The 24,495-nt window shown below is 53.9% G+C and carries 21 protein-coding genes; 10 read left to right on the top strand and 11 right to left on the bottom strand.

Annotated elements, in window-relative coordinates; genetic code table 11:
* Window positions 1-14: 14 nt before the first annotated feature.
* Window positions 15-2,069, bottom strand: coding sequence for a DNA helicase IV (gene helD / locus GBC03_20730; GenBank protein ID QFS72448.1), 2,055 nt, complete (start codon window positions 2,067-2,069; stop codon window positions 15-17).
* 123 nt (window positions 2,070-2,192) lie between these two features.
* Between helD and GBC03_20735 the strand changes: the two genes are divergently transcribed.
* Window positions 2,193-2,651, top strand: coding sequence for a YccF domain-containing protein (locus GBC03_20735; protein ID QFS72449.1), 459 nt, complete (start codon window positions 2,193-2,195; stop codon window positions 2,649-2,651).
* 6 nt (window positions 2,652-2,657) lie between these two features.
* Window positions 2,658-4,820 (top strand): TIGR01666 family membrane protein, encoded by a 2,163-nt coding sequence (yccS, locus tag GBC03_20740; protein QFS72450.1) that lies wholly within the window; start codon window positions 2,658-2,660, stop codon window positions 4,818-4,820.
* Here yccS and GBC03_20745 read toward each other — a convergent pair.
* Window positions 4,774-5,403: a Crp/Fnr family transcriptional regulator gene (locus GBC03_20745; GenBank protein QFS72451.1), complete on the bottom strand. Its 630-nt coding sequence runs from the start codon at window positions 5,401-5,403 to the stop codon at window positions 4,774-4,776. The genes yccS and GBC03_20745 overlap by 47 nt on opposite strands.
* Before the next feature lie 217 nt (window positions 5,404-5,620).
* Here GBC03_20745 and sulA point away from each other — a divergent pair, with 217 nt between their 5' ends.
* Both sulA and ompA read left to right on the top strand, forming a co-directional pair.
* Window positions 5,621-6,130, top strand: a complete 510-nt coding sequence (sulA, locus tag GBC03_20750; GenBank protein QFS72452.1) for a cell division inhibitor SulA — start codon at window positions 5,621-5,623, stop codon at window positions 6,128-6,130.
* Between the two features lie 356 nt (window positions 6,131-6,486).
* Entirely contained in the window at window positions 6,487-7,542 is a 1,056-nt protein-coding gene (gene ompA, locus GBC03_20755) for a porin OmpA (GenBank protein ID QFS72453.1), read from the top strand.
* Window positions 7,543-7,619: 77 nt separating this feature from the next.
* On the opposite strand, the gene matP is transcribed toward ompA, so the two are convergent.
* Complete coding sequence (gene matP / locus GBC03_20760) at window positions 7,620-8,072, bottom strand: macrodomain Ter protein MatP (GenBank protein QFS72454.1); 453 nt, start codon at window positions 8,070-8,072, stop codon at window positions 7,620-7,622.
* A 185-nt stretch (window positions 8,073-8,257) separates the two neighbouring features.
* On the opposite strand from matP, the gene GBC03_20765 reads away from it, so the two are divergent.
* The gene (locus tag GBC03_20765) at window positions 8,258-10,018 is read left to right on the top strand and encodes an AAA family ATPase (GenBank protein ID QFS72455.1); all 1,761 of its coding nucleotides are present in this window, start codon (window positions 8,258-8,260) and stop codon (window positions 10,016-10,018) included.
* A gap of 68 nt (window positions 10,019-10,086) precedes the next feature.
* Complete coding sequence (gene fabA, locus GBC03_20770) at window positions 10,087-10,605, top strand: bifunctional 3-hydroxydecanoyl-ACP dehydratase/trans-2-decenoyl-ACP isomerase (GenBank protein ID QFS72456.1); 519 nt, start codon at window positions 10,087-10,089, stop codon at window positions 10,603-10,605.
* A 95-nt stretch (window positions 10,606-10,700) separates the two neighbouring features.
* On the opposite strand, the gene GBC03_20775 is transcribed toward fabA, so the two are convergent.
* From GBC03_20775 to rlmKL, 6 genes are all read right to left on the bottom strand, one after another.
* A complete protein-coding gene (locus GBC03_20775) occupies window positions 10,701-10,868 on the bottom strand; it encodes a ribosome modulation factor (GenBank protein QFS72457.1) in 168 nt (55 codons plus the stop codon).
* A 256-nt stretch (window positions 10,869-11,124) separates the two neighbouring features.
* Window positions 11,125-11,688, bottom strand: a complete 564-nt coding sequence (gene pqiC, locus GBC03_20780) for a membrane integrity-associated transporter subunit PqiC (GenBank protein ID QFS72458.1) — start codon at window positions 11,686-11,688, stop codon at window positions 11,125-11,127.
* Window positions 11,685-13,325, bottom strand: a complete 1,641-nt coding sequence (gene pqiB, locus GBC03_20785) for an intermembrane transport protein PqiB (protein ID QFS72459.1) — start codon at window positions 13,323-13,325, stop codon at window positions 11,685-11,687. The genes pqiC and pqiB overlap by 4 nt, the downstream gene beginning before the upstream one ends.
* Before the next feature lie 4 nt (window positions 13,326-13,329).
* On the bottom strand, window positions 13,330-14,583 hold the full coding sequence (gene pqiA / locus GBC03_20790; GenBank protein QFS72460.1) for a membrane integrity-associated transporter subunit PqiA: 1,254 nt from the start codon (window positions 14,581-14,583) through the stop codon (window positions 13,330-13,332).
* A 14-nt stretch (window positions 14,584-14,597) separates the two neighbouring features.
* Window positions 14,598-16,505 carry an ABC transporter ATP-binding protein gene (locus GBC03_20795; protein QFS72461.1) on the bottom strand — a complete coding sequence of 636 codons (1,908 nt, stop codon included), beginning with the start codon at window positions 16,503-16,505 and terminating at the stop codon, window positions 14,598-14,600.
* A 12-nt stretch (window positions 16,506-16,517) separates the two neighbouring features.
* Window positions 16,518-18,626, bottom strand: a complete 2,109-nt coding sequence (rlmKL, locus tag GBC03_20800) for a bifunctional 23S rRNA (guanine(2069)-N(7))-methyltransferase RlmK/23S rRNA (guanine(2445)-N(2))-methyltransferase RlmL (protein QFS72462.1) — start codon at window positions 18,624-18,626, stop codon at window positions 16,518-16,520.
* 97 nt (window positions 18,627-18,723) lie between these two features.
* On the opposite strand from rlmKL, the gene GBC03_20805 reads away from it, so the two are divergent.
* Window positions 18,724-19,833 carry an MOSC domain-containing protein gene (locus GBC03_20805; GenBank protein ID QFS72463.1) on the top strand — a complete coding sequence of 370 codons (1,110 nt, stop codon included), beginning with the start codon at window positions 18,724-18,726 and terminating at the stop codon, window positions 19,831-19,833.
* On the opposite strand, the gene zapC is transcribed toward GBC03_20805, so the two are convergent.
* Entirely contained in the window at window positions 19,830-20,372 is a 543-nt protein-coding gene (gene zapC, locus GBC03_20810) for a cell division protein ZapC (GenBank protein QFS72464.1), read from the bottom strand. The genes GBC03_20805 and zapC overlap by 4 nt on opposite strands.
* A gap of 178 nt (window positions 20,373-20,550) precedes the next feature.
* Window positions 20,551-21,561, bottom strand: a complete 1,011-nt coding sequence (gene pyrD, locus GBC03_20815) for a quinone-dependent dihydroorotate dehydrogenase (GenBank protein ID QFS72465.1) — start codon at window positions 21,559-21,561, stop codon at window positions 20,551-20,553.
* A gap of 243 nt (window positions 21,562-21,804) precedes the next feature.
* Here pyrD and ssuE point away from each other — a divergent pair, with 243 nt between their 5' ends.
* From ssuE to ssuD, 3 genes are read left to right on the top strand one after another with little or no spacing between them, the layout of a single operon-like run.
* Window positions 21,805-22,380, top strand: a complete 576-nt coding sequence (ssuE, locus tag GBC03_20820; protein QFS72466.1) for an NADPH-dependent FMN reductase — start codon at window positions 21,805-21,807, stop codon at window positions 22,378-22,380.
* Window positions 22,373-23,347, top strand: coding sequence for an aliphatic sulfonate ABC transporter substrate-binding protein (locus GBC03_20825; GenBank protein ID QFS72467.1), 975 nt, complete (start codon window positions 22,373-22,375; stop codon window positions 23,345-23,347). The genes ssuE and GBC03_20825 overlap by 8 nt, the downstream gene beginning before the upstream one ends.
* Complete coding sequence (ssuD, locus tag GBC03_20830) at window positions 23,344-24,489, top strand: FMNH2-dependent alkanesulfonate monooxygenase (GenBank protein QFS72468.1); 1,146 nt, start codon at window positions 23,344-23,346, stop codon at window positions 24,487-24,489. Before GBC03_20825 ends, ssuD begins: the two co-directional genes overlap by 4 nt.
* The last annotated feature ends 6 nt before the right edge of the window (window positions 24,490-24,495 follow it).

Raw genomic sequence — 24,495 nt, forward strand, 5'->3', positions numbered from 1 at the left:
TCGTCGCCTGCTGCTTACGCTTTTCTCGCTACCGGAACATCCAGGTCTTTCAGATCCTCGACAAAGCGTGACGGATTCGCTTTGCTATACAGCAACCAGACCCGATGGCGGGCGCGGGTCAGGGCAACGTAAAGCAACCGTCGTTCTTCTGCATCCGGGAAATCTTCCACGACGGGCAGCAGCGCCTCTTCCATGATGGATTCACGCGCCGGCGCCGGAAAACCATCACTCCCTTCCTGTAACCCGACAATGATGACGTAATCCGCCTGTTGTCCCTTGCTGGCGTGGATGGTCATGAAATCAAGCTGCAACTTCGGCCAACGGGTTGTCGCCTTTTCGAGGCTGGCCGGTTTCAGGTGGTGATAACGGGCCAGCACCAGAATCCGCTCGTCGGCTTTCGCGTAACCGGAAAGCTTATCCAGCAACGCATCCAGTTGCGTTTCATCCAGCAGTGTGACGGCTTTCTTGTCTCCCGTCGTCAGACTATTAAGCGGTTTCTTCAGTTGATGCGGGTTCTGTTGAATAAAGCGGTTAGCGATTTCACCAATTCGATTATTGAAACGATAGGTGGTGTCGAGGTCACAACGGTCGCCGTCACCGAAGGTCTGATGAAACGCGGTCGTTAATGAAAGCTGCGCGCCGCTAAAACGGTAAATAGCCTGCCAGTCATCCCCAACGGCAAACAGCGTGGTATGGCTGTTTTGCTTACGCAGCGCGGCCAGCAGCGCCGCACGCTGCGGGGAGATATCCTGAAATTCATCCACCAGAATATGCTTCCACGGACTGACAAAACGCCCTTTTTCCAGAATCACGATTGCCTGATGGATCAGACCGGAAAAATCGACGGCATTTTCCGCTTTCAGCGCGTTTTTCCAGGCCTTCAGCAAAGGTGCCATCAGCTTCACGCGCTTGCTGAACAGATCCCGAATCTCTTCCGGCGCGCTGGCGATCATCTCCGCCTGGGCTCCGCCATGCATGCGCATCAGACTCACCCACCGATCCAGCCGCGAGGCCAGACGACGCTGAAGTTTTTCATTGTCCCAGAAATTGCCTTCCGGCACCGTCCACTGCATCTCCTCTTCCAGCCACTGCCGCCAGCCCTTCGCCTGCGCTTTTTTCTCGCTGCATTGCTGACGCCAGGTACTGATAAACAGTTTATTTCGCGCGGAGGTGTCGTTCTCAAGCTTACTGATGGTCGGAACTTTTTTGCTGCCCTGCTGGATGATATGCAGCGCCAGGGCATGGAACGTCCGCGCCGTTATCTCCTCGGTATGCAACCGCTCGCGAATACGCTCGTCCATCTCCTGCGCTGCCTTACGGCCAAAAGCCAGTAGCAGGATCTGTTCTGCGGCCGCTTCGCCCCGCGCCAGCAGCCAGCCTGCACGCGCCACCAGCACCGACGTTTTGCCACTCCCTGCCCCGGCCAGCACCAGCAAAGAATGTTCGCCGTTGACGACCGCTCTGGCCTGAGCCGGATTGAGCGGCGACGATTCCACCTGCTGGAAGAAATCAGCGTATTCCGTCAACATCGTTTCGGTATATGCCTGGTTATGCTGCAGGCGACACGCTTCGATATCTTTCAGCCACGCCTGGCACTGCCGCAACGCATCGCGACAGTTATCAAACTCTTCCAGCCGATTAACCGGCAGCGGCAGTGCGGCAAACGCCCGCAGGATCTGCTGCTGTAATCCCGTCGTCTGCTCGCGCGTCAGCCAGGCATTCTGCCCGGTTCGCACGGCAATTAAATCCAGTTGTTCCTGCAATACACCGGCCGCAACTTCACTCATCTCCTGGCTCCACTGCTGCCAGCGGGTATTCAGATGATGATGGAAACGCTGGGTTTCAGCCCACTCGGTGCCATGCAGTCGCACCACTTTTTCATCCGGCAGCACGAATTCAAGTTCGCCCCACACCAGCCCGCGCTTACAGTGAATCGCCAGTAACTGATTGAAGGGAATAAGATATTCATGGCGATCGCCCGACACTTTAATGCCAGCATTGAGGATCACCGCCCTGTCGTAGGGGTGTTGTGCCAGACGTTTTCCAATAGACGTTGCTTTAAGTTCCATGACTCAGCCGATCCAGACAAAGCGTATTTCTTCTCAGTGTAACCGCCAGAGAATACGTGCTCCAGCCCAAAAAAACGTTACAATTGCCAGGAATCATAGAAAACCAGAATCAACCGAGGGTCTATGCGTACCGTTCTGAATATTTTGAATTTTGTGCTGGGGGGTTTTGCCACCACACTGTCCTGGTTCCTGGCGACGCTGGTCAGTATTGTGCTGATCTTCACCCTGCCGCTCACCCGTTCGTGCTGGGAAATCACCAAACTGTCGCTGCTGCCTTACGGAAATGAAGCGGTCCATGTCGATGAACTGGATCCGGCGGGAAAAAACGTGCTGTTGAATACCGGCGGGACGCTGCTGAATATTTTCTGGCTGATCTTCTTCGGCTGGTGGCTGTGCCTGATGCACATCGCCGCTGGTATCACCCAGTGCATCACGATCATTGGTATTCCGGTTGGCATTGCGAACTTTAAAATTGCCGCGATTGCGCTGTGGCCCGTGGGACGTCGCGTCGTCTCTGTGGAAGTCGCACGGGCGGCACGTGAAGCGAACGCCCGCCGCCGTTTTGAGTCACCAGGACGCTAAGTCAGTATGTTAAGTCCCCTGCTTCGTCGCTATACCTGGAACAGCACCTGGCTGTATTACGTGCGAATTTTTATCGCTCTCTGCGGAACTACCGCGCTGCCCTGGTGGCTGGGCGATGTCAAACTGACCATCCCCCTGACGCTGGGAATGGTGGCGGCGGCGTTGACCGATCTGGACGATCGGCTCGCGGGCCGTCTGCGAAACCTTATCATCACGCTCATCTGCTTTTTTATCGCCTCCGCCTCGGTCGAGTTGTTGTTTCCCTACCCGTGGCTGTTCGCCATCGGACTGACTATCTCCACCAGCGGTTTTATCCTGCTCGGCGGCCTGGGTCAGCGCTACGCAACGATTGCCTTCGGCGCGCTGCTGATCGCGATTTACACTATGCTCGGCGCGTCTCTGTACGCCCAATGGTATCAGCAACCGCTTCTGCTGCTGGCTGGCGCAATCTGGTATAACGGATTAACGCTTACCGGCCATCTGCTGTTCCCCATTCGTCCCCTGCAGGACAATCTGGCGCGCAGCTATGAACAACTGGCACACTTTCTGGAGCTAAAATCGCGTCTTTTTGACCCGGATATTGAAGACGAAAGCCAGGCGCCGCTTTATGATTTAGCACTGGCCAATGGCCAACTGATGGCGACGCTGAATCAGACAAAAGTGTCCTTGCTGACCCGGTTGCGCGGCGACCGGGGACAACGCGGCACGCGGCGTACTCTGCATTATTACTTTGTGGCGCAGGATATTCATGAACGCGCCAGTTCCTCGCATATTCAGTACCAGACGCTGCGCGACCATTTTCGTCACAGCGACGTGATGTTCCGCTTTCAACGTCTGATGTCGATGCAGGGGCAGGCCTGTCTGCAACTGTCACGCTCGATTTTGCTACGCGTCCCCTACCAGCACGATCCACATTTTGAACGCGCTTTCACGCATCTTGACGCAGCACTTGAGCGGATGCGGACAAACGGTGCCTCCGCCGATCTGCTGAAAACGCTGGGATTCTTACTGGCTAATTTGCGCGCTATCGACGCGCAGCTGGCTACGATTGAATCCGAGCAAGCTCAGGCCATGTCGCGCAATGAATCAGAAAGCCAGCTTGCCGATGACAGTCCGCACGGGCTCAGCGATATCTGGCTGCGGCTGAGCCGCAACTTCACCCCGGAATCCGCGCTGTTTCGGCATGCGGTCAGGATGTCTCTGGTCCTGTGCGTCGGCTATGCGATCATTCAGATAACCGGTATGCATCACGGTTACTGGATCCTGCTGACCAGCCTGTTTGTTTGCCAGCCTAACTACAACGCCACGCGACACCGTCTGGCGTTGAGGATCATCGGGACGCTGGTCGGGGTCGCGATTGGTATCCCGATTTTATGGTTCGTTCCGTCACTGGAAGGCCAGCTCATTCTACTGGTGATCACCGGCGTCCTGTTCTTTGCCTTTCGCAACGTCCAGTATGCCCATGCGACCATGTTTATTACGCTGCTGGTCCTGCTGTGCTTCAATTTGCTCGGCGAAGGGTTTGAAGTCGCCCTCCCCCGAGTGATTGATACGCTCATCGGCTGCGCCATTGCCTGGGCGGCGGTCAGTTTCATCTGGCCTGACTGGCGTTTTCGTAATCTCCCGCGGGTGATGAAAAGAGCAACCGACGCCAACTGTCGCTATCTGGACGCCATTCTGGAACAGTACCATCAGGGACGCGACAATCGACTGGCATATCGGATTGCTCGCCGCGATGCCCATAACCGCGACGCAGAGCTGGCCTCCGTAGTGTCGAACATGTCCAGCGAACCCGATGTGACGGCACAGACGCGTGAGGCAGCGTTCCGTTTGCTCTGTCTCAACCATACATTCACCAGCTATATCTCCGCATTAGGGGCGCATCGTGAGCAACTTACCAACCCCGACGTACTGGCACTACTGGACGATGCGGTCTGTTATGTCGATGATGCGCTACATCATCTCCCGGCCGACGAAGAGCGCGTGCAACAAGCGCTGGCAGAACTGAAACAGCGCATCCAGCATCTTGAGCCGCGCCCGGACAGCAAAGAACCATTGGTGATTCAGCAGGTCGGTTTGCTGGTGGCCCTGCTGCCGGAAATGGGTCGACTACAGCGACAAATCACTCAATCTTCTCCGGATACATCGACACCGGCGAAAGCGACTTAACCCACAAAGCAAGCTCCTGGCGGCGTATCGCCGGGAGCGCAGCTTCATGAATGCCATAAATGGCGCCTTCAAGATTAAACAGAACCTTGTCGGTAATGGACTTATTAATCTGTCGAAGCCGCAGCCAGCACATTTTGGCCCCCAGCATTCGCAGGGTGGCGACGTCGTAGATCCCCGCTTCATTCAGTAAACTTTCCAGATGAAAGGTCATATTGGGGAGATCCTTAAGCCGCTGCTGTGAACAACGGGTCAACTTCTCCTGCAACGCGGCATCCAGTGAAAACTTCGATAACTGGATCAACTGCTGCTGGTCGCGCCACAAACTGTCATCAACCTGATAATAGTTGAGCATGACCGGACGTCCGCGTTTGAGAAATGTCAGCCAGACAGGGGAATGTTGCACGCAATACTGTACGCTTTGCTCACAGGCACGAAGATAAAGCTCACCATTCGCGACCATCGCAAAGACGGTATTCTTGATAGTCAGACTGTAGCTGCCGAACAGTGAACGGAAATGAATCCTCCCCAGAGAAGATAAATATTCCTGTGATTTATAGATCCTGTCATAGGAGTGTACTTTCATAAAATTCCCTGTTAAATCATAAACTAAAAGAATGATTTGTCGTCGCGGATCCGTTACAGACGAAAATAGGCAACTTATTCTCAGGGGGCAAGTTGTATTTCGTTTTTACCGCAACCATGAATAAAAAATGCGAGTCTGTTTCCGAAAATAAAGTTGATCTTTCACGACATCAGGGTTACTGTACATCCATACAGTAACTCACAGGGCTGGATTGATTATGTACACTTCAGGCTACGCAAATCGTTCTCCGTCATTCTCTTCCACATCGAACACGATGGCGCGCGTCTCTTCTGAGAAAGTGTCCACCGGGCTTATCAGCGAAGTGGTCTATCGTGAAGACCAGCCCATGATGACGCAGTTACTGCTGTTACCGCTTCTTCAGCAGTTAGGTCAACAATCGCGCTGGCAGCTCTGGCTGACGCCGCAGCAAAAACTGAGCCGTGAATGGGTTCAGTCTGCCGGCCTTCCGCTGACCAAAGTGATGCAAATTAACCAGCTTTCCCCCTGCGATACGCTGGAATCGATGATTCGCGCATTACGCACGGGCAATTACAGCGTGGTGATCGGCTGGCTGACAGAAGAATTAACAGAAGAAGAACATGCTGAATTGGTCAGGGCTGCAGATGAGGGAAACGCGATGGGATTTATCATGCGTCCCGTGAATGCTCAGACCCATGCCACGAGACAGCAAACCGGGCTAAAAATTCACTCGAATTTGTATCATTGAGTGAAATTAGGATTTATCCTGGAATTTTTTTTGCCCCCGAGACCTTCGCATTGAGGACTAACGCTTTTTTTCGGTGAACGCTTGGCGGACGCGGTTCCCGCGAAATCGGGGGGAAGATTTTGATGCACGAAATGTTAAATATTATGTATACAAGCTTTTTTTTTTCATATGCCTGACAGAGTTCACACTTGTAAGTTTTCAACTACGTTGTAGACTTTACATCGCCAGGGGTGCTCGGCATAAGCCGCAGATATCGGTAGAGTAACTATTGAGCTAGTCCCCCGGTGAAGGATTTAACCGTGTTATCTCGTTGGAGATATTCATGGCGTATTTTGGATGATAACGAGGCGCAAAAAATGAAAAAGACAGCTATCGCGATTGCAGTGGCACTGGCTGGTTTCGCTACCGTGGCGCAGGCCGCTCCGAAAGATAACACCTGGTACACTGGTGCTAAACTGGGTTGGTCCCAGTACCATGACACTGGTTTCATCGACAACAACGGTCCGACCCACGAAAGTCAACTGGGTGCCGGTGCGTTCGGTGGTTACCAGGTTAACCCGTATGTTGGCTTTGAAATGGGTTACGACTGGTTAGGTCGTATGCCGTACAAAGGTGACAACATCAACGGTGCTTACAAAGCTCAGGGCGTTCAACTGACCGCTAAACTGGGTTACCCAATCACTGACGATCTGGACATCTACACTCGTCTGGGTGGTATGGTATGGCGTGCAGACACCAAGTCTAACGTACCTGGTGGCGCATCAACCAAAGATCACGACACTGGCGTATCCCCAGTATTCGCAGGTGGTGTTGAGTACGCAATTACTCCTGAAATCGCTACCCGTCTGGAATACCAGTGGACCAACAACATCGGTGACGCTAACACCATCGGTACTCGTCCAGACAACGGTCTGCTGAGCGTAGGTGTTTCTTACCGTTTCGGTCAGCAGGAACAAGCTGCTCCGATCGTAGCTCCGGCTCCGGCTCCGGCTCCAGAAGTACAGACCAAACACTTCACCCTGAAGTCTGACGTTCTGTTCAACTTCAACAAAGCCACTCTGAAACCAGAAGGCCAGCAGGCTCTGGATCAGATGTACAGCCAGCTGAGCAACCTGGATCCGAAAGACGGTTCCGTAGTGGTTCTGGGCTTCACTGACCGCATCGGTTCTGACGCTTACAACCAGGGTCTGTCTGAGAAACGTGCTCAGTCTGTTGTTGATTACCTGATCTCTAAAGGTATCCCGGCTGACAAAATCTCCGCACGTGGTATGGGCGAATCCAACCCGGTTACTGGCAACACCTGTGACAACGTGAAAGCTCGCGCTGCACTGATCGACTGCCTGGCCCCGGATCGTCGCGTTGAGATCGAAGTTAAAGGCATCAAAGACGTTGTAACTCAGCCGCAGGCTTAAGTTTCCGTCTAATAAAAAACCCCGCGCTGCGGGGTTTTTTTTCGTCTGTTATCTACAGGATGGTTGTAACGTGCGGACTACTCTTTGCCCAACAACGCCTGCAGATCCTGCTTCAGCGAAGACATCTTGTTGGCATACTTCTCTTTATTCTCTGCATCTTCAATTAGCTGCACCACGGTCTCTGATAACGTCTTACCGCGCCGCTGCGCCAGTCCGGCGAGTCGCTGCCAGACGATAAACTCCAGATCGATAGATTTCTTTCGCGTGTGCTGATGCTCGGCATTGAAATGACGTTTACGCCGTGCACGTATCGTCTGCTTCATGCGGTTTTGCAGCGCAGGATTCATATGTTCATCAATCCAGAGATTGACCCGCACCGGTTCATTTTCCAGCGTAAGCAACAAATCCACGGCTTCCTGGGCAGCACTGGCCTCCACATAACGGGTAATTAATTCCCCTTCGCGGTGCTTCTTCACCAGGTACTTCCACTTCCAACCGCTTTCAAGATTCTCAAGTTGTTGATATTTCATGGCGATCTCAATGTTACCGTGTCACTCCTATCAGAATATCAGCTTTTTCAGCATCTGAAGAAAAGAATCTTCAGGCTGTGAGCCACTCTGCACGCTCCTGTGCGTTTACCGTCGCTTTCCACGTGTGAAGCGCGGACGGTTACGCTATAATCGCGTCTTTTACAACAGACTATAAAACATCAACTTTGACCATTACGAAACTTGCATGGCGTGATCTTGTCCCTGATACCGACAGTTATCAGGAGATTTTTGCACAGCCACATGTCACTGAAGAAAACGACACATTACTGAGTGATACTCAACCACGCTTACAATTTGCCCTGGAGCAATTGTTACAACCCAGAGCCACATCCCCTTTCATGCTGGCCAAAGCGCCTGAAGAGCTTGAGTATCTTAATCTTCTGGCCGATGCCGCACGTGCCTTACAGCACGACACCGGTCGCCTGACTGGAGGTCACTACGAGGTTTCGGGCCACACGATTCACTATCGTGACGCTGAGCGGGCTGAAGACAATTTTGCCACCTTATCACAGGTGGTGATTGCCGACTGGGTTGAGGCAGAACAGCTGTTTGGCTGCCTGCGTCAATTCAATGGCGACATCACGCTGCAGCCCGGACTGGTTCACCAGGCCAATGGCGGCGTGCTGGTTATCTCCCTGCGCACCCTGCTTGCACAACCGCTGCTGTGGATGCGCCTGAAGGCCATTGTCAGCCGCGAACGCTTTGACTGGGTAGCCTTTGATGAGTCCCGCCCGCTGCCGGTCTCCGTGCCGTCTATGCCGCTTAAACTGAAGGTGCTGTTAGTTGGTGAGCGCGAGTCGCTGGCGGATTTCCAGGAAATGGAACCTGAACTGGCCGAGCAGGCTATTTATAGCGAATTCGAAGATAACATGCAGATCGTGGATGCAGAATCCATGACGCAGTGGTGTCAGTGGGTGACGTGGACTGCGAAACGTAATCAGTTACCTTACCCGGCGCCCGATGCCTGGGAAGTACTGGTTCGCGAAGCAGTGCGTTATACCGGCGAACAGGATACGTTACCGCTCAATCCGCTGTGGATCATCAGGCAGTTCACGGAAGTCGCGCCGCTGTGCGAAAGTGAAACCTGCACAGGTGAACAGCTCAGCCTGATGCTTGCCCAGAGAGAGTGGCGCGAAGGATTCCTGGCCGAACGCATGCAGGATGAGATCCTCCAGGAACAGATCCTGATCGAAACAGAGGGTGAGCGCGTTGGTCAGATCAACGCCCTGTCGGTGATTGAATTTCCCGGCCACCCGCGCGCCTTCGGTGAACCTTCACGTATCAGTTGCGTCGTGCACATTGGCGATGGTGAGTTCACGGATATTGAGCGGAAAGCCGAACTTGGCGGTAATATTCATGCTAAGGGAATGATGATCATGCAGGCGTTCCTGATGTCGGAACTCCAGCTCGAGCAACAACTCCCCTTCTCGGCCTCGCTGACGTTTGAACAGTCCTACAGTGAAGTTGATGGCGACAGCGCTTCCATGGCAGAACTGTGCGCACTGATAAGCGCGCTGTCCGATGTGCCAGTTAATCAGAGCATCGCCATTACCGGTTCGGTCGACCAGTTCGGTCGCGCTCAGCCCGTTGGCGGTTTAAATGAAAAAATTGAAGGCTTCTTCACGATTTGCCAACAGCGCGAACTGACGGGTAAGCAAGGGGTCATCATCCCCTCTTCCAACGTCAGGCATCTTAGCCTGCAACCCGCGCTGCTACAGGCCGTTGAAGAAGAGAAGTTCACTATCTGGGCGGTAGATGACGTTACCGACGCGCTGCCGCTGCTGTTAAATCTGCTGTGGGATGGTGAAGGCCAGACAACGTTGATGCAGACTATCCAGGAGCGTATCGCCCAGGCGACGCAACAGGAAGGACGTCACCGTTTTCCGTGGCCGCTGCGTTGGCTGAACGGGATTCTTCCGAACTGATCGGACTTGTTCAGCGTACACGTGTTAGCTATCCTGCGTGCTTCAATAAAATAAGGCTTACAGAGAACATGGTAGATAAACGCGAATCCTATACAAAAGAAGACCTTCTTGCCTCTGGTCGCGGTGAGCTGTTTGGTGCGAAAGGCCCGCAGTTGCCTGCTCCGAGCATGCTGATGATGGACCGTGTCGTCAAGATGACCGAAACGGGCGGTAACTTCGACAAAGGTTATGTTGAGGCAGAGCTGGATATCAATCCGGATCTTTGGTTCTTCGGATGCCACTTCATTGGCGATCCCGTCATGCCGGGTTGTCTGGGGCTGGACGCAATGTGGCAGTTGGTTGGATTCTACCTCGGCTGGCTCGGCGGTGAAGGCAAAGGCCGCGCACTGGGCGTAGGCGAAGTGAAGTTCACCGGTCAGGTACTGCCTACTGCCAGGAAAGTGACCTATCGTATCCACTTCAAGCGCATCGTGAATCGCCGCCTGATCATGGGCCTTGCGGATGGTGAAGTGTTGGTGGATGGGCGTCTGATCTATACCGCGAACGATCTGAAAGTGGGTCTGTTCCAGGACACCTCTGCATTCTGATGCCTGACCCGGTAAAGGGCCAGTGTGCCGTTTATCACAGGTTATAAAAGGCGAAACCTCCGCACTGCGGAGGTTTCTTTTTTAAAGAGACAGAATCAGGCCATTACCACCCTGTCAGCCATGGCTTCTCGCCAGCCTCCCAGCCAATACGATCTCTGATTCAGCGTCTGATAGGGACACATTTCTTTCGAACGTCCGGCAATACCGGCCTGATAACCACGTTGATGTGCCCGTTCCAGGCGATCTCGTTTTTGTCTCTTCATGCCTCGTTTCCCTCATACTTATATCTGGTGGAAAAGATAACAGTGATTACGAAGTGTGCAATCACACTAAACGAATACCGCGAATCCCCTGTCCCGTCAATGTACAAAATTCACACGGGTGTCATATTTGTGAGCTAGCGAAAAACTCAGTTGTACAAAAAATGTGAGCCGGAACAAGTTCCTGGGTCATCCTGCCGGTAAAAAAAAACCGCCCCAAACACGCTGTCTGAGACGGTTTTATTTACAAAAATTTAAACTATGGAATGCGCTTCAGCTCCTGGGCGATCGCCGCAGCTTCCTGGCTCCAGACGGTTGCCAGCACTTTCACCATCTCATCGTAGCCATCCTGCGTCTGAACGGCTTCAATGTGGAACGGACGCTTGATGAGACGTCCCTGGTGGTTAAGCAGCCACTCACCGCTGACCACCACCTTACCATCATAACGACCGTGGAAGCCGGTTACCGTTACGTTGAGCGTATCCTGCACGCTGCCCAAAGGTTGAGAGGCTACTACCCAACCTGGCAGTTGCGTACTCAGATTGGCAACCAGCGTATTACGCAATTGCTGATCCAGCGGGCTGGCCCACAAATTGTTATTGGCGATCGCGTACTTCACATCGCTGGTCTGATAGACCACGCCATTGCCAGCCAGATAATCTGGCACCGCAACCTGCTCGACCCACAGCAGACGGTTACCCTGGTTTGCGGTACTTTGCACGCCTCCCTGCGCAACAGGGAGCTGATAATAGCTTTTATTCTCTCCACTGGAGCTGCACGACGTCAGCCAGAACGCCATCGCCACCACTAGCCACTTTTTCATTGTTTCGCCCTCTTCGGCTCTGGATCTTTCTTGTCCTTCGCTTCAAACACCAGCGCGTTGCTCTTCTCATTCAGCGTTTTCAGCACCGGCTGTAGCTCGCGGAGTACCTGATCAAGACGTTGCATATCGGCCACCATCTTGTTGTAGGCTGCGGAGCCAGGCTGGAAGCCCTGCATGCTGCGGTTCAGTTCACGTAACGTGTTCTGCATATCCGCCGGCAACTGTTGCATTGACTGACTGGAGGTAATCTTGTTCATGTTATCCAGCGTCGTTTGCAGATGTTTCATCGTGCGCTGGCTTTCACTCAACGTATTGGTAGCCTGCTCAATCATCGGGTTCAACGGCAGATTGTTGATCTTATCCAGCGCTTCCATCAGTCTCTGCTGAATTTGCGCCAGACCTCCGCTCACCGTCGGGATGATCTGATAACCGTTAAACTCGCGGATACCGGTAAGCGGCGGCTCTTTCGGATAGAAGTCCAGATCGACATACAACGCCCCGGTCACCAGGTTCCCGGTTTTCAGCGAGCCGCGTAAGCCCCGTTTCAGCAGTTCGGCCAGATGTGCACCCACGTCCGTATCTTCACCAAGCTGTGCTTTCAGCCGCTCGGGTTCAATGCGCACCAGCACCGGAATGCGGTAATCGTTGTTAAATACCTGGCGCATATTCGGCGCGAAGAACGGCACTTTACTCACCGTCCCCAGACGAATACCGCGGAACTCCAGCGGCGCGCCCGGTTGCAGACCCCGGATCGAATCTTTGAAGAACATCAGGTAATCGATGTGTTCGGTGAACAGCGAATCCTGAATACTTTTCGGATCGTCATACAGGCTGAAGGCGGCCTTCTCGGCAACCGGCTGACCCTGTTCAAGCCCTTCAGGCACGTCAAAGCTGACGCCCCCGCCAAACAACGTTGTCAGCGATCCCATCTCTACCCGCATCCCGGCAGAAGTCAGATCGACCGCAATCCCGCTGTCTTTCCAGAAACGGACGTTACTGGTGACCAGACGATCGTTTGGCGCATTGATGAACAGTTGATAGCTGATGCTGCGTTTTTGCGGATCAAAAGTGCTGGTTTCTACCGATCCGACGCGATAGCCACGGAACAGAACCGGATCGCCCGGACTCAGTTGCCCGGCTTTTTTGCTGTCGAGCACCACGCGGATCCCTTTGGCATCCGGCGGCGCCAGCGGCGGCGAATCCAGCAGCTCATACTTTTCCACTCTGTTGCCTTTATTACCCGGTTGCAGTTCGATGTAGGCGCCAGAAAGAAGCGTGCCTAAGCCGCTGATCCCTTCGCGTCCAACCTGCGGCTTCACCACCCAGAACACAGAGTCTTTGTGCAGCAGTTTTTCCATACCGGCATTCAGGCGCGCTTTGATTTCAACGTGCGTCAGATCGTCGGTCAGCGTGGCGCTTTCGACCACGCCCACATCAACGCTGCGGCTTTTAATGGTGGTTTTTCCGCCCTCAATGCCCTCGGCATTAGTGGTAATCAGGGTCACTTCCGGTCCCTGATGGCTGTAGTGATAGAACAGAACCCATGCCCCAATGAGCGCAGTGACGATGGGAAAAATCCACACGGGAGACCAGTTTTTTACCTTCTGGATTTTGGCTTCCCCACTTTTAGATTCCATGTTGTCAGGACTCCTCATGGTCTGGTTCTGGTTCACGATCCCACGACAGACGCGGATCAAATGTCATCGCAGAAAACATTGTCATAATGACGACTAAAGCAAACATCAATGCACCCATTGCTGGATAAATATTCATCAAACCTCCCATGCGCACCAGCGCAGAGAGCACGGCGATAACAAACACATCAATCATTGACCAGCGACCAACGAACTCCACCACTTCGTAAATCAAATGCATTCGTTCACTGTCACGCTTGCCGTGCCCTTTGGCGTCCCAGCATAGCCAGGCAATCGCGATCATTTTTAGCGTCGGCACCATGATACTGGCGATAAAGATAACTGCCGCTACCGGGTAAGAACCTTCGCTCCAGATTAAAACCACCCCCTCAATAATAGTGGAAGGCAGTTTTGACCCCAGGAGATCCGTTATCATGATCGGCAGAATATTGGCCGGCAGATACAGCATGATAGACGTGAACAGTAACGCCAGCGTCCATTGCAGACTGTTTCTGCGCCGCACATACCCTTTCGTCTCACAGCGCGGGCAAAGATTCTCATCCGCCGGAAGGATCGCCGTGCAGCAGGAGCAAGAGCGTAATCCCTGACGGATGCCGGGAACGCCAGGCGTTAAGGGCTGCTTAATTTTAGGCATGGGGGCAATGTCATCCCACAGCCAGCGACGGTCGACGCACTGAAACGCGCGCAGTTGCAGAATGCAGAAGAAGCACCATGGGATAAAGCTACTGCCGACGCCGATATCGCCGTACGCCATCAGTTTAACGAAACTCACCAGTACGCCAGCGAGGAAAATCTCCGCCATCCCCCAACTCTTCAACTGAAATAAAACTCGCGCCAACTGGGCTTTGAGCCGACCGGGCATTTGTACCCGATTCACCAACAACAGAATGGTTAACAGGCAAAAAGCAGGAACCAGTTGCACGAAGAGTAAAAAGAAGGTGCCGAGACTGGCGTAATTTTCCGAAAAGAGAACGCCGGGGATTTCCATCAGGGTCACTTCACTGCTCACCCCTGCGACATTCATATTCACAAAGGGGAACAGATTCGATAAGAGCAACATAAACAGCGCGGCTAACGCATACGCGGTGGGACGCTGTCTCGGTGCGTCCCACATAATCGTCAATGTTGTGCCACATCTCGGACATGCCGCTTTCTGACCATGCTCAAGGTGGGGCAATGCCACCAGCATGTCACACTGCGAGCACAGAATGTGCTTTGCGGCATGATGATGTTCGCACATGGTGTGCTCCTTAATTATGCGCCATTCTTTAACGCTTCAAGATACTCCCAGCGCTCAAAGGCCTGCTCAAGTTCTTGTTCTGCTTTTGCCAGATCGGCCAAAACCTGCTGCGTCTGCTCATGTGGCTGGCTGAAAAAGGCGGCATCGGCAACCTGCGCCTGCAATGCATCCAGTTTCGCTTCCAGCGCTTCCAGCAACTGCGGTAGCTGTTCCAGCTCGCGCTGCAGTTTATAGCTTAGTTTGCTACTGCCGCGTTTTACAATTTCTGCTTTCGGGGCAATAACTTCCTCAGTTTTTTTCGCCGCTGGCTGTTTAAACGCCAGATGCTGTTCCTGTTGGCCACGCGCATCGTGATAACCGCCGACATAACGACCAATCTTCCCGTTACCTTCAAAAATCCAGCACTCGGTCACCGTATTGTCGACAAACTGACGATCGTGGCTTACCAGTAACACGGTACCCTGATAACCATCAATCAGCTCTTCCAGCAACTCCAGCGTTTCGACGTCGAGATCGTTGGTTGGTTCATCGAGAATCAACAGATTGCTGGGTTTCAGAAAAAGACGCGCCAGCAGCAGACGGTTACGCTCACCGCCAGACAACGCACGCACCGGGGTCATCGCCCGTTTCGGATGGAACAGGAAGTCCTGCAGATAGCCGAGCACATGGCGCGGTTTACCGTTAACCATCACCTCCTGCTTGCCTTCCGCGAGGTTGTCCATCACCGTCTTGTCTGGATCCAGCTCGGCGCGGTGCTGATCGAAATAGGCCACTTCCAGTTTCGTACCGACGTGGATACGACCGCTGTCCGGCGGCAACTGGCCTAACATCAGCTTCAGCAGCGTGGTTTTACCACAGCCGTTAGGGCCGATCAGCGCAATTTTATCGCTGCGCTGTACCTGAGCAGAAAAGTCTTTCACCAGCTGTTTGCCATCGACCTGGTAATCCACGTTCTCCATTTCGAAGACAATCTTACCGGAACGGGTGGCCTCTTCGACCTGCATCTTCGCCGTACCCATCACTTCGCGGCGTTCGCTGCGTTCACGGCGCATCGCTTTCAACGCCCGCACGCGACCTTCATTACGGGTACGACGGGCTTTGATGCCCTGACGGATCCACACCTCTTCCTGCGCCAGCTTGCGATCGAACTCGGCATTCTGAAGGTCTTCCACACGCAGCGCTTCTTCTTTCTCGACCAGGTACTGATCGTAATTCCCTGGATAGGTCACCAGCTTGCCACGATCGAGATCGACAATACGGGTAGCCATATTGCGAATAAAAGAACGGTCGTGGGAGATAAAAATGATCGTCCCATTGAACGATTTCAGGAATCCTTCCAGCCAGTCAATGGTTTCAATATCGAGGTGGTTGGTCGGTTCGTCCAGCAGCAGAACGCGCGGATTACTGACCAGCGCACGCCCCAGCGCTGCTTTACGCAGCCAGCCGCCGGACAGTGACGACAGCGCCGCGTTAGGATCCAGCCCTAACTGCGCCAGCACTTCGTTGATGCGGTTTTCCAGTTGCCACAAATTGTGGTGATCGAGCTGTTCCTGCACCTTCGCCAGATCATTCAGGTTTTTGTCGCTCGGATCGGTCATCACCAGGCGTGAAATGTCGTGGTAACGCTTAAGGTATTCTGCCTGTTCTTCAATCCCTTCCGCCACAAAATCGTAAACGGTGCCTTCCACGTTACGCGGTGGATCCTGCTGCAAGCGCGCAACGATCAGATCCTGCTCATAAATAATGCGCCCATCGTCCAGACCCTGTTCACGATTAAGGATCTTCATCAACGTGGATTTTCCGGCGCCGTTACGGCCCACCAGACAGACGCGTTCGTTATCTTCGATATGCAGTTCTGCGTTATCGAGAAGCGGCGCGTCGCTGAACGACAGCCATGCGCCATGCATACTGATTAATGACATTTATTTATCCTTTCAGGCGGCGGTAATCAGCCAGCAGTTGTGGATTTGACGGTTACGGGCAAAGTCCTGGGAAAGCGTTTTTTGGGTGATTTCTTGTGCTTTCAGTCCCAGCGCCGCAAGACCGTCAAGATCCATACGGAATCCGCGTTTATTGTTGGAGAACATGATCGTGCCGCCTTTACGCAGCAGACGTTTCAGATCTTTCATCAGCGCCAGATGATCGCGCTGGACATCAAAGGCGTCCTCCATGCGTTTCGAGTTGGAGAACGTCGGGGGATCGATAAAAATCAGATCAAACTGTTCATTGGCTTCACGCAGCCAGGCCAGGCAGTCGGCCTGGATAAGCCGATGCGCACGTCCGCTGAGGCCATTCAGACGCAGGTTACGCTCCGCCCACTCAAGATAGGTACGCGACATGTCGACCGTCGTGGTGCTACGCGCACCGCCTAAACCTGCGTGCACGCTGGCGCTGCCGGTGTAGGAGAACAGGTTGAGGAAGTCTTTTCCGTTGCTCATCTGTCCCAGCATCCGTCGTGCAATACGGTGATCGAGGAACAGCCCGGTATCCAGGTAATCGGTCAGGTTCACCCACAGGCGAGCGTTGTATTCGCCCACCTCAATGAATTCTCCCTTCTCGTTCATCTTCTGATACTGGTTTTTCCCTTTCTGTCGTTCACGGGTTTTCAGCACCAGTTTGTTCGGCGCAATCTCCAGCACCGACAGCGTGGCCGCGATGATGTCAAACAGTCGCTGACGCGCTTTCTGCGCATCGATAGTTTTCGGCGGGGCGTACTCCTGAATCACCACCCAGTCAGCGTAACGATCTACCGCAACGTTGTATTCCGGCAAGTCGGCATCGTAGAGACGGTAACATTCAATGCCTTCCTGACGCGCCCATTTTTCCAGCTTCTTGATGTTCTTGCGCAGGCGGTTGGCGTAGTCTTCCGCCACCGTCGCCGGTTTGCTGTCCGGCGTGCTTTCCGCCACATGGTAGTTTTTCTGCACGCAGTCCAGTGGACCGTTTTTCGCTTTGAATTGCTTATCAGCACGCAGTTGCAGGCTGCTCAGCAGATCCGGTGAGGCGCTGAACAGAGAGAGGTTCCAGCCGCCGAACTGGTTCTTCATGGTGCGTCCCAGCAGGCTGTGCAGTGCAATCAGCGCCGGCTCGCTGTCCAGACGCTCGCCATAGGGCGGGTTGCTGATCACTGTCCCGTAAGGACCTTTCGGCAGCGGATTGCTCAGTTTCGCCACGTCTTTCACTTCGAAGGTGATCAGCTCGCCAATCCCCGCACGGCGGGCGTTACTGCGCGCGCGTTCAATCACGCGGGCATCACTGTCAGAACCATAAAAATGCGAAGTGTATTCAGCCAGACCTTTGCGGGCGCGGGTTTGCGCTTCCGCCTTTACGTCCTGCCAGAGAGCGTCGTCATGCTGGGCCCAGCCGCTAAATCCCCAGCGGCCACGGTGTAAGCCAGGCGCGCGATCGGTCGCCCACATGGCCGCTTCAATCAGCAGCGTGCCCGAACCACACATCGGGTCGAGCAGCGGCGTACCGGGTTTCCAGCCAGAGCGCATGACAATCGCCGCCGCCAGTGTCTCTTTGATAGGTGCCAGACCGGTTCGATCGCGATAGCCGCGCAGATGCAGGCCGTCGCCGCTTAAATCCAGCGCAATGCTGGCCGTGTCTTTATTCAGCCAGACGTTGACGCGAATATCTGGCGATTCGCGATCGACATTCGGGCGCGGCAGATTTTTACGCGTGAAAGCATCGACAATCGCATCTTTGACTTTCATCGCGCCGTACTGGCTGTTACGAATGGTGTCATTCAGTCCGCTGAAGTGGACAGCAAAGGTCGCTCCAGGATTAAACATCGCCGTCCAGTCGATCGCCTGCACGCCGAGATAAAGGTCTAAGTCACTGTAAACTTTGCACTCACCCAACGGTAAAATAATGCGCGAGGCCAGGCGACTCCACATCAGGCTCTGGTAGACAAGCCGGGTGTCGCCCTGGAAATGGACCCCACCCTGAACCACCTGACACTCCACGGCGCCGAGGCTTTCCAGTTCAGTTTTTAACAGCTCTTCCAGCCCACGGGCCGTACTGGCAAACAAAGAATTCATAGCGTCACTTATACTCGAAGAAAATTGCTGCGCATTATAGCTAATATGGGCGCTATGTCATAAAGTTGAGGGCTTATTTCTTTCGAGGGACTGTACAGTGTTGACGTTATCCAGACTTTTTATCCATCCCGTCAAATCCATGCGCGGCATTGGGTTGACCCACGCTCTGGCAGACGTCAGCGGTCTGGCTTTCGATCGTATTTTTATGCTAACCGAAGCTGATGGCACCTTCATTACCGCTCGTCAGTTTCCGCAAATGGTGCGCTTTACCCCTTCTCCTCTGCATGACGGCCTGCATTTAACCGCGCCTGACGGCAGCAGCGCGCTGGTGCGGTTTGCTGATTTCGCCCCCCAGGATGCGCCAACGGAAGTGTGGGGTAACCATTTCACCGCGCGAATCGCCCCAGATGCTATCAACCAGTGGCTAAGTGGCTTCTTTTCGCGCAGCGTACAACTCCGTTGGGTGGGGCCGCAGCTGACCCGCCGGGTCAAACGCCACGCGGGCGTGCCGCTCTCTTTTGCCGACGGATTTCCGTACCTGCTGGTGAATGACGCCTCGCTGCGCGATTTACAGCAGCGCTGTCCGGCAGGTGTGCAGGTTGAACAGTTTCGCCCGAACATCGTGGTATCCGGAGCAACCGCATGGGAAGAAGACAGCTGGAAAGTGATCCGCATTGGCGAGGTCATTTTTGATGTAGCAAAGCCGTGCAGCCGCTGTATTTTTACCACGGTCAGTCCGGAAAAAGGGCAAAAGCATCCCTCCGGCGAACCGCTGGCGACGCTGCAAACTTTCCGTACCGCACCGGATAATGGCGATGTCGATTTCGGGCTGAACCTGATAGCCCGTAACAGCGGGGTGATTCGCGTCGGCGACGATGTTGAAATTTTAGCAACTGGCCCGGCCCGGGTATACGGCGCTGCTGCTCAGGATGACGCCGTTGACGCCGTGCAACAGCCTGATACCAGCGTCACCATCGACTGGCAGGGACAGGCGTTTCAGGGGAACAATCAACAGGTACTGCTTGAGCAACTGGAAAACCAGGGGATCCGGGTTCCCTATTCGTGTCGGGCGGGAATATGCGGCTGCTGCCGTATCAAACTGCTGGAAGGTGAAGTGAACCCACTGAAAAAATCAGCGCTTGCTGATGACGGCACCATCCTCAGCTGTAGCTGCGTGCCAAAAACCGCGCTAAAACTGGCGCTCTAAACCGCCTGCTCCAGGCTGAAGCTGTGAGGACGGAACTGCGGCTTCAGCCGGTCATTCATGATTTTAATCGCATCGCCAAGCTGCATGGTTCGTCCGGCCACGACCACGCCCGGTTGCGCCAGCAAACACAGGGCCGCATTCTCACCAGGCTCCACCACTAACAAATTAATTTGCTCCTGGGTGTCGCTCAGCCAGACGCAGGCCGCATCGCCGGTTCCTGGCGACCAGTTTTCGCCGTGCGCCACAAAGTGCCAGCTTTTCGGCATCTGTGGTTTCAGATAGCGAATGGCCACCAGCGCATTAAGCACCAGTTCTGCTTTCTGGTCTTTAGAGAGTTCAAGGTCGCGGCACTTTTCTTCAAAGGAGAAATACAGTGCGGCGTCATCAACGCAAAAACCGGACGGTGAGAATGCATCCGGGGTGAGCATTTTACGGGCAAAACGCGAGCGAAATAACATGCCATTGGCTAAATCGAGCATCATTCGGTCATGCTCTTCGTCATAATACCAACGCCAGTTATCGTCAGGTTTAATTCGCATTGTTTTCTCTCCCCTCTCCATCACCCGTTGCAAAATTGTCCTTTTTTGCCGCTTCGTTTATTACCTTAATAAGCAAAGCTTAAAATGTTTAAATAAGCAACAGTGAAAGAATATAAAACAACCAGGGGAGGAAATAAACCCCTGGTTGTCTGATATTCTGATAAAGAGAGAGAAAAAATCAAATATGGGTAACGATTTCTTTAATCAGCGGCGGGCCTTTAAAAATAAAACCAGAATAAATCTGAACCAACGACGCCCCGGCCGCCATCTTCTCGCGCGCGGCAATCACAGAGTCGATACCGCCGACGCCAATAATAGGCAACTGACCTTTTAATTCCACAGACAGACGGCGGATAATTTCTGTGCTTTTTAATTGCAGCGGACGACCACTTAAGCCACCCGTTTGATCGCAATTTTTCATTCCCTGAACCAGAGAACGATCGAGTGTAGTATTGGTGGCAATAACGCCATCAATATTATGCCGAACTAAACTATCGGCAACCTGGATCAGTTCTTCCTCAGAAAGATCCGGCGCGATCTTTACTGCGATCGGAACATATTTCTGGTGGATCGTTTGCAGATCGTTTTGTTTATTTTTAATCGCTGTCAGCAAATCATCCAGCGCGTCACCATATTGCAGCGAGCGTAATCCTGGTGTATTTGGTGAGGAGATATTAATAGCAATATAACCGGCATAGGCATAGATTTTTTCCATACAAATCAGATAGTCATCTTTACCCTGCTCGACCGGCGTATCTTTATTTTTGCCGATATTAATCCCGAGCACGCCATCATAATGGGCCTTTTTAACGTTCTCCACCAGGTTATCAACGCCGTGGTTATTAAAACCCATGCGGTTGATCAAACCTTCGGCATCAACCAGACGGAACAGTCTTGGCTTATCGTTACCAGGCTGCGGGCGCGGGGTCACGGTGCCGATTTCGATCGAGCCAAATCCCATCGCGCCCAGGGCATCAATACACTCCCCGTCCTTGTCCAGACCGGCAGCCAGACCGAGCGGATTTTTAAAGGTTAATCCCATACAGGTGACCGGTTTTGCCGGGACTTTCTGGCGGATCAACGCTTCTAGCGGCGTTCCCGTCACACGACGTAATTGCTGAAATGTTAATTCATGAGCGCGCTCAGGATCGAGCTGGAAAAGGGCTTTACGAACGAAGGGGTAGTACATGAACTCTCCTGGATTCCCGGTGTGCAAACCGGGGGCGTATTATGGGTGATGTCGGTCAAAAAGGGAATTGACCTGTGGCAATAAAAAGCAAACGTTTCCCCTGCCACGTTCTTTTTATGCAATTTTCAGATTTTCTATTCCGCATAAATCATTTCGATTCCCGATCTCCCTCTGTCAGACTGCAAAAATTGTTATCAATGTTAAATAAAAGCGAACAATTAGTTATAAGGGGAGAATGCATCTATGCGCGTCATCACTTTGGCGGGAAGCCCACGCTTTCCCTCCCGATCCAGTGCGTTACTGGAATATGCCCGGGAAAAACTGAACGGTCAGGACGTCGAGGTTTACCACTGGAATCTGCACAACTTCGAACCTGAAGATCTGCTGTATGCCCGTTTCGACAGCCCGGCGTTGAAAACACTCGTTGAACAACTAAAAGAAGCGGACGGTCTGATCGTTGCCACGCCGGTCTATAAGGCAGCCTACTCCGGAGCGCTGAAAACGCTGCTCGATTTGCTCCCGGAACGCGCGCTGGAGGGCAAGGTGGTTCTGCCGCTGGCGACGGGCGGCACCGTCGCTCACCTGCTCGCCGTTGATTATGCGCTGAAACCGGTGCTCAGCGCCCTGAAAGCCCAGGAGATTTTGCACGGCGTTTTTGCCGATGACTCCCAGGTGATCGATTATCAGCATAAGCCGCATTTCACACCCAATTTGCAACTGCGTCTTGATAAGGCGCTGGAAACGTTCTGGCACGCTCTGCATCGCCGCGACGTCAGGGTTCCCACCTTTAATACCGTGCGAGGTACGGCCCATGCGTAATCTTCTTAACCCCCGTTCGGCGTGGCTGGCCTTCGCTGGGCTGCTGGCTTTTTCCGGGCTGACACAGGCGGCAGAGCCCTCTCCTGATGCCTTACGCATCGGCTATCAGAAAGGCAGCATCAGTATGGTACTGGCAAAAAGTCATCAGTTACTGGAAACGCGTTATCCCGGAACAAAAATATCCTGGATTGAATTTCCCGCCGGGCCGCAGATGCTGGAAGCCCTGAACGTCGGCAGTATCGATCTGGGCAGCACCGGTGATATTCCCCCCATTTTCGCCCAGGCGGCCGGGGCTGATTTAGTTTACGTCGGCGTTGAACCGGCAAAACCGAAAGCAGAAGTGATTCTGGTGCCGGAAAACAGCCCGATCAAGACCGTCGCGGAACTGAAAGGTCATAAGGTGGCGTTCCAGAAAGGCTCCAGTTCGCACAACCTGCTGCTGCGTGCGCTGCAACAGGCCGGACTGAAATTTACCGATATCCAGCCTACCTACCTGACCCCTGCCGATGCCCGTGCGGCTTTCCAGCAGGGTAATGTCGATGCGTGGGCCATCTGGGATCCCTACTATTCCGCTGCATTATTGCAGGGCGGCGTGCGCGTACTGAAAGACGGCACCGATCTGAAACAGACGGGATCGTTCTATCTCGCCGCGCGACCGTACGCCGAGAAAAACGGCGCATTTATCCAGGGCGTGCTGGAAACCTTCAGTCAGGCGGATGCGTTAACCCTCAGTCAGCGTCAGGAGAGTATTACCCTGCTGGCAAAAACGATGGGTCTGCCGGAACCGGTGATTGCCTCCTATCTCGATCATCGCCCACCAACCACCATTTCGCCGGTCAGCGCCTCTGTGGCCGCCCTGCAACAACAAACTGCGGATCTGTTTTACGACAACCGGCTGGTACCGAAAAAAATCGATATTCGCCAGCGCATCTGGCAGCCCACTCAACAGGAAGGAAAACAGTTATGAGCCTGAATATGTTCTGGTTTTTACCGACGCACGGTGACGGTCACTATCTGGGAACCGAAGAAGGCTCCCGCCCGGTGGATCAAGGCTATTTACAGCAGATTGCTCAGGCAGCGGATCGTCTGGGATTCACCGGCGTGCTGATCCCAACCGGACGATCCTGCGAAGACGCGTGGCTGGTCGCGGCATCGATGATCCCGGTGACCCAGCGACTCAAGTTCCTGGTGGCATTGCGTCCGAGCGTCACCTCACCAACCGTTGCCGCACGTCAGGCCGCCACGCTCGACAGACTCTCTAACGGTCGCGCGCTGTTTAACCTGGTCACCGGCAGCGATCCGCAGGAACTGGCGGGCGACGGTGTGTTTCTCGATCACAGCGAACGCTACGAGGCCTCCTCGGAGTTCACCCAGGTCTGGCGTCGTTTATTGCAGGGCGAAACTGTCGATTTCAACGGCAAGCACATCCACGTTCGCGGGGCGAAGCTGTTCTTCCCGCCGATCCAACAACCTCATCCGCCACTTTACTTCGGCGGTTCTTCCGATGTTGCCCAGGATCTGGCCGCTGAGCAGGTCGATCTTTACCTCACCTGGGGCGAGCCGCCTGAACTGGTGAAAGAGAAGATCGCCCAGGTACGAGCCAAAGCCGCGGCGCGCGGACGTAACGTCCGTTTTGGCATTCGCCTGCACGTCATCGTCCGTGAAACCAACGAGGAAGCATGGCGGGCAGCGGATCGGCTGATTGCCCACCTTGATGACGACACCATCGCAAAAGCACAGGCGGCTTTCGCCCGGACGGATTCCGTTGGTCAGCACCGAATGGCGGCGCTGCATAATGGCAAGCGAGACCAACTGGAGATAAGCCCAAATCTGTGGGCCGGTGTGGGTCTGGTGCGTGGAGGCGCCGGAACTGCGCTGGTTGGTGACGGTCCGACAGTAGCGGCGCGCATCAATGAGTATGCGGCGCTGGGCATCGACAGCTTCGTGCTTTCAGGTTATCCACATCTGGAAGAGGCGTACAGGGTCGGCGAACTGCTGTTCCCGCATCTGGACGTCGCGATCCCGGAAATCCCGCAGCCGCAACGCCGACATCAGCAGGGTGAAGCGGTAGCGAATGAATTTATCCCGCGCAAGGTTGCGCAAAGCTAAGGAGAA

The organism is Citrobacter telavivensis (assembly GCA_009363175.1).
In the GTDB taxonomy this organism is placed as follows: domain Bacteria; phylum Pseudomonadota; class Gammaproteobacteria; order Enterobacterales; family Enterobacteriaceae; genus Citrobacter_A; species Citrobacter_A telavivensis.